Source organism: Chromohalobacter sp. (assembly GCF_039830575.1).
Taxonomy (GTDB): Bacteria; Pseudomonadota; Gammaproteobacteria; order Pseudomonadales; family Halomonadaceae; genus Chromohalobacter; species Chromohalobacter israelensis.
The window spans coordinates 253,987-264,715 of record NZ_JBDOOX010000006.1 but is presented as its reverse complement, the minus strand read 5'-3'; the positions used below and the strand labels follow the sequence as shown (position 1 = coordinate 264,715).

The following is a 10,729-nucleotide window of genomic DNA, read 5'->3' as shown; positions in this document are numbered from 1 at the left end:
GTCGTGGTCGCTTGTTTATGCAGCTTGATGTCCATGAACTTGCTCCCGGATGAATTGCTGAAGAAGCTCTCTCGCTGCTAGCAGAGGATAACTTCTATAGGCGATCCTATCATCCGGGACCCTACACTTATTGAAAAGTTGTTCAGCAGTTATTATATCACCTTCGCGGTCACTAAAAATAACCGTGTCTTTCAGTCTGTAGCGATCAACCCAGACAACGCCTTTATCCGTTTCAAACCCAACATTATCCCACTTATCTTTAGAGCGAGTTTCATGAGTACTTGTTTCTATAATATCTCTAATCTCAGCGACTGAAGGACTAGCTTCAGCTCTCACTTCAACTCTTCTTGATTTGGACTTAGATTTTGCTGTGACATAAGGAACCCAACCAGAAAATTTCTTTACCCATTCTGCACGAGCGTCTTGGGAATCGACCCTAACAGTCTCTCTTCGCACTATATGTGTAACCTGCTTCGAAAGCTCTTGAAGCTCGAAGCTTGAGGTTTCCATAAACTTAAGGGAGACAGAAAAAGAATAACGGTATCTAACGTCGCCATCTCCCGAGTAAAAAATTCTCACATACCCGCAATCGGTATATTCTCTTTCTCGATTAGGATGCTTCACCCTATTACTAACGCAAGAAGATACGTAATCCTGAAACAACTGCGCGTCACACACAGAGTGATCAAACTTTATAGAAACCACTGCATTGTATTCCGGGATGATCCAATAATAACAAGGACGCCCCCATATCATTCTTTTTCCACGATGCTTGCCACTATGTTTAACAACCTCTCCACCGCCACCAGCATCATCTTCGGGAACTCCTAAAAGCCCCTCCATGCCACCTGGATCAGACTTCCATAAAACCAGAAAAAAATCGCCCGTTTCTTCACACTTAAAAATATCTTTACAATAGGCTTTTGGCTTATTAGATCTTGAGTTATCAGGATCCCAAGGAATAGTAGAGGAAAATGGCCTACCCTTTACCCATGAAGAAATTAAATCAAATGTTTCAGTGACTTCACAGCCAAATGTCTTTTCATCACCATTTCGATATAGACCGCAGCGGTCTATATTAAAAAAATTCATATGCCCTACGTCTGTCATAAAAACCACTTTTAATTGATATTTTATATAAAAATACTACAAAACAACGGGCTCGCCTAGAGGCCAGCCCGCTGCTTTATATTAAGAGTATAAGTTCATATAGTAGGATTATCACTCCCACTCAATGGTCGCGGGCGGCTTGCTGCTGACATCGTACGTCACGCGGGAGACGCCACTGATCTCGTTGATGATGCGGTTGGAGACCTTCTCCAGCAGCTCGTACGGCAGGTGGGCCCATCTTGCGGTCATGAAGTCGATGGTTTCGACGGCACGCAGGGCGATGACCCATTCGTAGCGACGCCCGTCGCCGACGACGCCGACGGATTTCACCGGGAGGAAGACGGCGAAGGCCTGGCTGGTCTTGTGGTACCAGTCGGCATTGTGCAGTTCCTCGATGAAGATGGCGTCGGCTTCACGCAGGATATCGGCATATTCTTTCTTCACTTCGCCGAGGATACGCACGCCGAGGCCCGGTCCCGGGAAGGGATGACGGTAGACCATGTCGTACGGCAGGCCGAGTTCGAGGCCGAGCTTGCGCACTTCGTCCTTGAACAGCTCGCGCAGCGGCTCGACCAGCTTGAGCTTCATGGTCTCGGGCAGGCCGCCGACGTTGTGGTGCGACTTGATGACATGCGCCTTGCCGGTCTTGCTGGCGGCGGATTCGATCACGTCCGGGTAGATGGTGCCCTGGGCGAGGAAGTCCACGCCCTCGATCTTGGCGGCTTCACGGTCGAAGACGTCGATGAAGGTGTTGCCGATGATCTTGCGCTTGGCTTCGGGGTCGTTTTCGCCTTCCAGCTTGGTGAGGAACTCGTCCTCGGCGTCGACACGCAGCACCCGCACGCCCATGTGGCTGGCGAAGGTTTCCATCACCTGGTCGCCTTCGTTCTTGCGCAGCAGGCCGTTGTCGACGAACACGCAGGTGAGCTGATCGCCGATGGCCTTGTGCAGCAGCGCTGCGACCACGGAGGAGTCTACCCCGCCGGAGAGGCCCAGCAGCACGTGGCGGTCGCCGACCTGCTCGCGCACGCGCACGCAGAGGTCGTCGATGATCTGGGCCGGGGTCCACAGGCGCTCAGCCTGGCAGATCCCCAGCACGAAGTGCTCGAGAATGCGCTGGCCCTGCTGGGTGTGGGTCACCTCGGGGTGGAACTGCACGCCGTAGAACTGCTTGTCTTCCCACGCCATGGCGGCGATCGGGCAGCTCGGGGTGGAGGCGGTGACGGTGAAGGTCTCCGGCACCTGGGCGACCTTGTCGCCATGGCTCATCCAGACGTCGAGCAGCGCGCGCCCGGTGTCATGGTCGACATGGTCCTTGATGTCCTTGAGCAGGGCGTTGTCGGCGTCGATGCGCACCTGCGCATAGCCGAATTCCTGTTTCTGCGAGCCCTCGACCTTGCCGCCCAGCTGCTCGGCCATGGTCTGCATGCCGTAGCAGATCCCCAGCACCGGCAGGCCCATCTCGAACACGCACTGCGGAGCGCGCGGCGAGGCCAGCTCGGTGACGGATTCCGGCCCGCCGGCGAGGATGATGCCGTTGGGCCGGTACTCGCGAATCTCTTCCTCGCTGATGTCGAAGGCGCGCACTTCGGAGTAGACGCCGATCTCGCGCACGCGGCGTGCGATGAGCTGGGTGTACTGGGAGCCGAAGTCGAGAATCAGGATCTTGTGGGCGTGAATGTCGGTCATCTGGCGTTCCTTTGAGAAGCAACAAGGGCCGAAAATGCGAAAGCTGGAAGCGGCATGGCCACTTCCAGCTTCAAGCTTCCGGCATCAAGCTTGAGTTAGCCCGCCCGGTAGTTGGGGGCCTCTTTCGTGATCTGCACGTCATGCACGTGGGATTCGGCGAAGCCCGCGCCGGTGATCTTCACGAACTCCGGCTTGGTGCGCATCTCGTCGATATCGTGGCAGCCGGTGTAGCCCATGGAGGCACGCAGGCCGCCCATCAGCTGATGGACGATGGCGCTCATCTGGCCCTTGTAGGGCACGCGGCCTTCGATGCCTTCCGGCACCAGCTTCTCGACCCCGGCGTTCTTGTCCTGGAAGTAGCGGTCGGAGGAGCCCTGGCTCTGGGACATGGCGCCCATGGAGCCCATGCCGCGATAGGCCTTGTAGGTCCGGCCCTGGTAGAGCTCGATCTCGCCCGGCGCTTCCTCGGTGCCGGCCAGCAGCCCGCCGATCATCACCGTGCTGGCGCCGGCGGCGATGGCCTTGGCCAGGTCGCCGGAGAAGCGGATGCCGCCATCGGCAACGAGCGGGATGTCGTACGGCTTGAGCGCGTCGGCCACGTCGGAGACGGCGGAGATCTGCGGCACACCCACCCCGGCGACGATGCGCGTGGTGCAGATGGAGCCGGGACCGATGCCGACCTTGACGCCGTCCGCACCAGCCTCGGCCAGCGCCTTGGCGGCGGCGGCGGTGGCGATGTTGCCGCCGATCACCTGCACCTGCGGATAATGCTCCTTGACCCAGCGCACGCGCTCGATGACGCCCTGGGAATGGCCATGCGCGGTGTCGACCACGATCACGTCCACCCCGGCCTCGGCCAGCGCGGCGATGCGATCCGGCGTTTCCGGCCCGGTGCCCACGGCGGCGCCGGCCAGCAGGCGGCCGTCGCCGTCCTTGGCGGCGTGCGGGTAGGTGCGCGCCTTCTCGATGTCACGCACGGTCACCAGGCCACGCAGGCGGAACTGATCGTCGACCACCAGGATCTTCTCGATGCGGTGTTCCTGCAGCTTGGACTTGATGATGTCCAGCGAGGTGCCTTCGGGCACGGTGACCAGCTTCTCGCGCGGCGTCATGATCTCCGCGACGCTGTCGCCCTTGTCGGGGCGGAAGCGCATGTCGCGCCCGGTGACGATGCCCATCAGGGTGTCGCCCTCGACCACCGGGAACCCGGAGTAGCCGTACTCGTCGGCCATCTCGAGCAGATCGGCCAGCTTCGCCTTGGGGCTGACGGTCACCGGGTCCTTGACGATCACGCTCTCGTGCTTCTTCACCTTGCGCACTTCCGCCGCCTGTGCGGCGATGGTCATGCTCTTGTGAATGATCCCGATGCCGCCTTCCTGGGCCATGGCAATCGCCAGGCGGGCTTCGGTCACGGTATCCATCGCGGAGGAAAGCAGCGGGATGTTGAGGTGAAGGTCGCGAGTCAGGCGGGATTTCAGGCTGACGTCTTTGGGCAGGACGTCGGAATAGCCGGGGACGAGTAATACATCATCGAACGTAAGAGCTTCTTGCGCTATACGTAGCATGTTGCGACACCTGTGGGGAAAGCGGGTGCGGGGAAGATTAATCCGCCATTATAACCCCCTATCCCCGTCCTCTCAACGTTGCGCGCGTTTGTCAATGCGCGGTTCGGTGGCGGCCGCGCTCGGGGCCGGTGCGGGGTGCGTCAGGCGACGGAACTCCCGCTGCCAGCGATCCATGAACGCCGCGCGCCGCGAGGGATCGACGAAGGCGAGCAGCGAGGCATTCAGCGGGATGGGGTACAGGCGCTCTCCGACCTGGTCGCGCAGCCGCTGGGCGGTGTAGGGGCCCACCACATCCGAGCGCACGCTGAACAGCGGCGTCTCGCCGGCGATGACACGTTGCCCTTCGCGGCCCAGCAGGAAGTCGAGAAACGCCCGGGCCGCCGCGGGGTGCGGGGCGTCGCGGTGAATGAACGCCATGCGCATCATCACCAGCGAATAGTCCTGCGGCACCTGCACGAAGACCTCGGGATGCGATTGCGCCCAGTGCATGGCGTAGGAGCCGAGCAGGTTGTAGCCCAGCCAGTAGCGCCCTTCGCTGAGCCCCTCGAGCATGGAGCGGGTGTTGGCCTCGGGGTTGGCGTCGGCCGCCCCCATCGCGGCCACCAGGTCCCAGAACCGGGTGGTGTAGCGGGCATCCTGCTGGAACAGCGTATAACCGATGCCGCTGCGCACGGGCGAATAGGTCGTCACCTTGTCGCGCAGCGTTCCGCGTTGCTGAGTGAGCAGCGTGTGCAGGTCGGCGTGAGTCGTCGGCGGCAGCATGTGTCGCGCCAGATCCAGCCGATAGGCCATGACGATGGGCTCGAAGGTGAAGCCGAAGACCTCGTTGCGCCACTTGGCCCACGCCGGCCACTCACGCGCCGCCGGGGAGTCGAGACGCCGCGCGTAGCCCTCGTTGACGCGCGCCATCTGCCAGGGCATGGCGGAGCTGATGACGACATCCGGCGGATCGTTCGTGTCGGCGATTCGGGCGTCGACCTCGAGCGTCGAGCGATCGCGGAAGGTCAGCTGGATGTGCGGATAGGCGGCCTCGAAGGCGTCCAGCAGGGGCGCCGCGACCTCCCTGTCGAGCGCGGCCTCGACGATGAGCGGGGTGTCGGCCCAGGCGAGGCTCGGCGCCAGGGCCCCCAGCAGCCAGGCGAGCGCCACACGACGAATCGACATCACCCCTCCTCGTGTCGGGTGAGACAAGGAAACAACAGGCGGACCCTCAGCCCGCCCTTCTCCGCCGACTCGACCTGCATCCGCGCCGCGTGGCGACGCACGATCGAGTCCACGATGGCCAGCCCCAGGCCGGAGCCCTCGGTGTCCTGCCGACCGCCACGCTCGAAGGGGCGATGCAGGCGCGCCATCACCTCCGCCGAGACACCGGGGCCGTCGTCTTCGATATACCATTCCAGCGTCTGCGCGTGACGCACCGCGCCCAGGGTAATCACGCTGCCCGGCGGTGTATAACGCAGGGCGTTGTCGATCAGGTTGCCGAGCAGCTCGCGCAGGGCCCAGGCCTCGCCGCAGATGTACTGCGGCGACTCGGGCAAGGCGGCCAGGCCGATGTCATGCCCTTGCGCCGCATCGCGCTGCGCCCAGTCGAAGGCGGTCTCGCGCAGCAGCGAGACCGCGTCGAGCTGCGTGGCCGTGCCCTCCTCCTCGGCATGGCGCAGGCGTGCCAGGCTCAACAGCTGGCCGGCCAGGCGGCTGGTACGTCCGGCACTGTCGTGCACGTCGGCCAGGGCCTGCCGCCAGGTCTCGGGGTGCTCGCTTTGCAGGGCCAGTTCACTGGTGGCCTGCAGGCCGGCGAGCGGCGTCTTGAGCTGATGACTGGCATCGGCGGTAAAGCGCAGCAAGGCGTCCCGGCTCTCGCGCTGTCGGGTGAAGAGCGAATCCAGGGTTTCCGCCATTTCACGCATTTCCTCGGGCACCCGGGTGTCCAGCGGGCGCATGTCGTCGGCATCGCGCTGGCGCAACTGGTGGCGCAGGCGACGCATCGGCGCGAGCGCCACGCGCATCGCCAGCAGCATCAGGATGCCCGCCACCAGCACCATGATCACGAAGCGCGTGACCGCCTGTTCGAAGAGCGCCTCGGTCAGGGCGTCGCGCCCCGACATCGTGTGGCCGACCCAGATCTGCACCGGGTCCTGGGTTTCCCAGCCGGCGGAGTCGAGCTCCCGCCCGTGGAGCCGCCAGGGCGTGCCGCGATGCGTCTCGCTGAACCATGTCGGCTGCAAGGTCACCTGGCGTTGCCACTCGGAGGGAATCGCCATGTTCAGGTTGCCCGAGATCGCCTGGCCGTCGGCGTCCAGCACGGCGTAGAACACCCGCTCCTGGTGGCGCGTCGCCAGGATCTGCAGCGCCGCCGAGGGAATCTCCACCACCGGCTGCCCCGCCTCCCACTGCACGGCCTCGGCGATGGTCAGGGCGGCGGCTTCGAGCTGGCTGTCATAGGCACGCTCGGCCGCGCGTTGCGAACTGAAATAGGCCTCGACCAGCAGCAGCACGCCGAGCGCGCTGACGGTCACGACCAGCCAGACGGCCAGGCGGGCCTTCAGCGAGCCTTCCACCTGGATCACGAAGCGGCTTCCTCGAGCCGATACCCCATGCCGCGAAAGGTGCGAATGCACAGCCCGCTGCCGTCGAGCCGTTTGCGCAAGCGGCTGATGTATACCTCCAGCGCGTTGGAGCCGACATCACCGAACCCGAAGAGGCGATTCTCCAGGGTCTCGCGCGGCGTGATGCTGCCGGCATGCAGCAGCAGGCTCTCCAGCAGGCGCAGTTCACGGCGCGGCAGGTCGAGCACCGTCTCGTTCAGCGTGGCGACGCCCGAGGCGGCGTCGAAGGCCAGCGGCCCGAACGTCAGGCGGTTGTCGGCGCGCTGCTGGCTGCGGCGCAGCAAGGCACGCACCCGGGCCTCCAGCTCGGCGAGTGAGAACGGCTTGGCCAGGTAGTCGTCGGCACCGAGATCCAGCCCTTCCACGCGCGCGTCGATGCCGTCGCGGGCCGTCAGGATCAGCACCGGCGTGGTATCGCCGCGCTGGCGCAGTTCCGCCAGCAGCGTCAGGCCGTTGCCGTCGGGCAGCCCCAGGTCGAGCAGCACCAGATCGAACTGCCCGCTCTGCAGGGCCTCGCGCGCCTGCGCGTGGTGCGTGAACACGTCGACGGTGTTGCCCAGCGGGGTGAGCGCTTGCTCCAGCGAGCGCGCAATCAGGGGATCATCTTCGATGACGAGCAGGCGCATACGACCAATGTCTCATGTGGGCGAACGTACGATGACAGGTTGATGAAAGGTTACCTCCCTAGCATCGATACCCGTCATCCATGGCGATGACATCAGCCACCATCGGCATTATTCCAAAGCAGCGCAAAACAAGAGAACAGGAGTTCGCCATGAAGATCAACAAAGGGCTTTCCACGTACGCCGGCATGCTGGCGCTGGCGGGTGGCCTGTTGGCCGCCGGCAACGTCCAGGCACAGTCCGAGGCTACCGAGTGCATCGCCCCCGCCAAGCCGGGCGGCGGCTACGACCTCACCTGCCGCCTGGCCGCCAACGGCCTGGAAAAGACCGGCATGATCGACAAGCCCATGGCCGTGAGCTACATGCCGGGCGGCATCGGCGCCGTGGCCTACAACCACGTCAACGGCGTGCGCGACAGCGACCCCAACCTCATCGTCGCCGCCAGCACCGGCGCGGCCGTGAACCTGGCGCTGGGCAAGTTCGGCCAGTACGACGCCGACGACGTACGCTGGCTGGGCGCGCTGGGCGTCGACTACGGCGCCATCGTGGTCAACGCCGACGCCCCCTGGCAGTCGCTCGACGAGCTGATGGAAGACCTCAAGGCCAACCCGGGCGATATCGCCTTCGGGGCGGGCGGCACCGTGGGCAGCCAGGACTGGATGAAGGCCGCGCTCACCGCCAAGGCCGCCGATCTCTCGCCGCGCAAGCTCAAGTACGTCTCCTTCGAGGGCGGCGGCGAAGCCCTGGCGGCGCTGCTGGGCGACCACATCCAGGTCTTCACGGGCGATCTCTCCGAGCTCAAGTCGCAGCTGGAAAGCGGCAAGATCCGCGTTCTCGCCGCGCTGTCCGAAGAGCGCATGGGCGGCCCTTACGCCGACATCCCCACCGCGGCGGAGCAAGGCTATGACGTGCAATGGCCCATCTGGCGCGGCTATTACATGGGGCCCAACGTCAGCGACGAGGCCTACCAGAAGTGGGTAGAGCGCATGTCTCAGCTCGCCCGGTCCAAGGAATTCGCCGAGCTGCGCGAAGCCCGCGGTCTCTTCCCGATGTCGCGCTTCGGCTATGAGTTCAATGACTACGTGCTGGAGCAGGTCGACCAGTTCGAATCCCTGGCCAAAGAAGTAGGTCTGAAGCAATGAAACTCGCCGCCGACCGGTTGTTGGGCATCGTCCTGATCGGTCTGGCGGCGTTCGTCGCCGTCCAGGCCATGCAACTGGAAGTGCCCTTCAGCTACGACCCCGTGGGCCCCCGCGCCTTTCCGCTCGGTCTTGCCATTCTGCTGGCGGCGCTGGCCAGCGTGTTGATCGTGAAACCCGGCACCAACGAGGTATGGCCCGGCCGCCAGCTTGGCGTGAAGTTGCTGCTGGTGCTGGCCACGCTCCTGGTCTATGCCCTGCTGTTCACCAAGCTCGGCTTCATCATCACCTCGCTGCTGGCCGTCACCAGCCTGGCGCGCATGTTCGGCGCGCCATGGGGCAAGGCACTGCTGACCGGCGGGCTCATGGCCGTCGTCAGCTATTACCTTTTTGCGCATGCATTGGGGATCTCGCTGCCCAGCGGTTACTGGATCGAGCCCTTGCTATAACGGAGCGCCCTCATGTTCGATTTTCTGATTCATGGCTTCGACGTCGCGCTGAGCCCGCTGAACCTCGGCCTGGCTTTTCTCGGCGCGCTTCTCGGCACGCTCTTCGGGGCGCTGCCCGGCATCGGTCCGATCAACGGGATCGCGATTCTGATGCCGCTGGCCTATACGCTCGGCCTGCCCGCCGAGTCGGCGTTGATCCTGCTCGCCGCCATCTACACGGGGGCCGAGTACGGCGGACGCATGTCGAGCATCCTGCTCAACGTGCCCGGCGATGCCGGGGCCGTGATGACCACGCTCGACGGCCACCCGCTGGCCAAGAAGGGGCTGGCCGGACCGGCGCTCGGCCTGTCGGCGGTCAGCTCGTTCGTCGGCGCGACCATCGCCATCATCGGCCTGACGCTGTTCGCGCCGCTGCTGGCGGAAGTGGCCGTGATGTTCGGGCCTGCCGAGTTCTTCGCGCTGATGGTGTTCGCCTTCGCCTCCATGTCCGTGATGATGGGCAAGGACCCCGTCAAGACCGCCATCGGCGCCGTGCTGGGGGTCTTGATCGGCACCGTGGGCGTCGATTCGAGCACCGGCGTGCTGCGCTACACCTTCGGCCTGCCCGAGCTGTACGACGGCATCGACTTCGTGGTCATGATCATCGGCCTGTTCGCGATCAGCGAGATTCTTTTGATGCTGGAGCACGCCAACCGCAAGGATGGCAACGAAGGACTTCCGCCGCTGGGACGCGTCTTCGTCAGCCTCAAGGAAGTGATGGCCTGCAAGTGGACGATGGGCCGCTCGGGCCTGATCGGCTTCATCATCGGCATTCTCCCCGGCACCGGCGCCTCGGTGGCCGGCGCGGTCTCCTACACCACGGAGAAGCGCCTGAGCGACAAGAACAACACCTTCGGCACGGGCGACATGCGCGGCCTGGCGGCGCCGGAAGCGGCCAACAACGCCTCGGCGGCGGGCTCGTTCGTGCCCATGCTGACGCTGGGCATTCCCGGCTCCGGCACCACGGCCGTGCTGCTCGGCGCGCTGATGCTCTACAACATCACCCCCGGCCCCATGATGTTCAGCGAACGCCCGGAAGTCGCCGGCGGCCTGATCGCCTCGCTGTATATCGGCAACCTCGTGCTGCTGGCACTCAACCTGCCCCTGGCCGGCGTCTTCGCTCGCGTGCTGACGATTCCGCGCTGGGTGCTGGTGCCGGGCATCGCGATTCTGGCCTTCGTGGGGGTGTATCAGCTCCACTCCAACCTCGCGGCCATCTACCTGATGCTCATCATCGGCGTGTTCGGCTACCTGCTGCGCAAGCTGGGCTTCTCGCTGGCGCCCGTCATCCTGGGCTACGTCCTCGGCGGGCTGATGGAGCAGAACCTGCGGCGCGCGCTGTCCATCAGTGGCGGCGACCTGGGCATCCTGTGGCAATCCGGCATTTCGCTCGGCCTCTGGATCGCCGCCGTGGCGCTGCTGGTGCTGCCATGGCTGCTGCCCAAGCTGTGGCAGGCCAAGACCAGCAAGGCCTGAAACGGCAAAGCAACAAGCCCACGCATCTCGATG

The 10,729-nt window shown here is 63.8% G+C and carries 9 protein-coding genes; 3 read left to right on the top strand and 6 right to left on the bottom strand.

The window, feature by feature from the left end:
- Nucleotides 1-15: 15 nt before the first annotated feature.
- The 6 genes from ABGX75_RS05150 to ABGX75_RS05125 form a co-directional block, all read right to left on the bottom strand.
- Nucleotides 16-1,110: a hypothetical protein gene (locus ABGX75_RS05150; RefSeq protein WP_347411445.1), complete on the bottom strand. Its 1,095-nt coding sequence runs from the start codon at nt 1,108-1,110 to the stop codon at nt 16-18.
- A 111-nt stretch (nt 1,111-1,221) separates the two neighbouring features.
- Nucleotides 1,222-2,799 (bottom strand): glutamine-hydrolyzing GMP synthase, encoded by a 1,578-nt coding sequence (gene guaA, locus ABGX75_RS05145; RefSeq protein WP_011506038.1) that lies wholly within the window; start codon nt 2,797-2,799, stop codon nt 1,222-1,224.
- A 95-nt stretch (nt 2,800-2,894) separates the two neighbouring features.
- Nucleotides 2,895-4,364, bottom strand: a complete 1,470-nt coding sequence (guaB, locus tag ABGX75_RS05140; protein WP_128690014.1) for an IMP dehydrogenase — start codon at nt 4,362-4,364, stop codon at nt 2,895-2,897.
- 72 nt (nt 4,365-4,436) lie between these two features.
- On the bottom strand, nt 4,437-5,528 hold the full coding sequence (locus ABGX75_RS05135; RefSeq protein WP_347410646.1) for an ABC transporter substrate-binding protein: 1,092 nt from the start codon (nt 5,526-5,528) through the stop codon (nt 4,437-4,439).
- Nucleotides 5,528-6,931 (bottom strand): sensor histidine kinase N-terminal domain-containing protein, encoded by a 1,404-nt coding sequence (locus tag ABGX75_RS05130; RefSeq protein WP_347410645.1) that lies wholly within the window; start codon nt 6,929-6,931, stop codon nt 5,528-5,530. The genes ABGX75_RS05135 and ABGX75_RS05130 overlap by 1 nt, the downstream gene beginning before the upstream one ends.
- Complete coding sequence (locus ABGX75_RS05125; RefSeq protein WP_347410644.1) at nt 6,928-7,596, bottom strand: response regulator; 669 nt, start codon at nt 7,594-7,596, stop codon at nt 6,928-6,930. The genes ABGX75_RS05130 and ABGX75_RS05125 overlap by 4 nt, the downstream gene beginning before the upstream one ends.
- 149 nt (nt 7,597-7,745) lie before the next feature.
- Between ABGX75_RS05125 and ABGX75_RS05120 the strand changes: the two genes are divergently transcribed.
- The 3 genes from ABGX75_RS05120 to ABGX75_RS05110 are packed head-to-tail and all read left to right on the top strand — an operon-like array spanning nt 7,746 to nt 10,696.
- Nucleotides 7,746-8,735, top strand: a complete 990-nt coding sequence (locus ABGX75_RS05120) for a tripartite tricarboxylate transporter substrate binding protein (RefSeq protein WP_011506033.1) — start codon at nt 7,746-7,748, stop codon at nt 8,733-8,735.
- Entirely contained in the window at nt 8,732-9,181 is a 450-nt protein-coding gene (locus ABGX75_RS05115; RefSeq protein ID WP_347410643.1) for a tripartite tricarboxylate transporter TctB family protein, read from the top strand. The genes ABGX75_RS05120 and ABGX75_RS05115 overlap by 4 nt, the downstream gene beginning before the upstream one ends.
- A gap of 12 nt (nt 9,182-9,193) precedes the next feature.
- On the top strand, nt 9,194-10,696 hold the full coding sequence (locus ABGX75_RS05110) for a tripartite tricarboxylate transporter permease (RefSeq protein WP_011506031.1): 1,503 nt from the start codon (nt 9,194-9,196) through the stop codon (nt 10,694-10,696).
- Nucleotides 10,697-10,729: the final 33 nt, after the last annotated feature.

What these genes read in the sequence shown, in the direction of transcription:
- ABGX75_RS05150 (WP_347411445.1), bottom strand. Translation starts at nt 1,110, where the DNA reads ATGACAGACGTAGGGCATATGAATTTTTTTAATATAGACCGCTGCGGT.
- ABGX75_RS05115 (WP_347410643.1), top strand. Translation starts at nt 8,732, where the DNA reads ATGAAACTCGCCGCCGACCGGTTGTTGGGCATCGTCCTGATCGGTCTG.
- ABGX75_RS05125 (WP_347410644.1), bottom strand. Translation starts at nt 7,596, where the DNA reads ATGCGCCTGCTCGTCATCGAAGATGATCCCCTGATTGCGCGCTCGCTG.
- ABGX75_RS05135 (WP_347410646.1), bottom strand. Translation starts at nt 5,528, where the DNA reads ATGTCGATTCGTCGTGTGGCGCTCGCCTGGCTGCTGGGGGCCCTGGCG.
- ABGX75_RS05110 (WP_011506031.1), top strand. Translation starts at nt 9,194, where the DNA reads ATGTTCGATTTTCTGATTCATGGCTTCGACGTCGCGCTGAGCCCGCTG.
- guaA (WP_011506038.1), bottom strand. Translation starts at nt 2,799, where the DNA reads ATGACCGACATTCACGCCCACAAGATCCTGATTCTCGACTTCGGCTCC.
- guaB (WP_128690014.1), bottom strand. Translation starts at nt 4,364, where the DNA reads ATGCTACGTATAGCGCAAGAAGCTCTTACGTTCGATGATGTATTACTC.
- ABGX75_RS05120 (WP_011506033.1), top strand. Translation starts at nt 7,746, where the DNA reads ATGAAGATCAACAAAGGGCTTTCCACGTACGCCGGCATGCTGGCGCTG.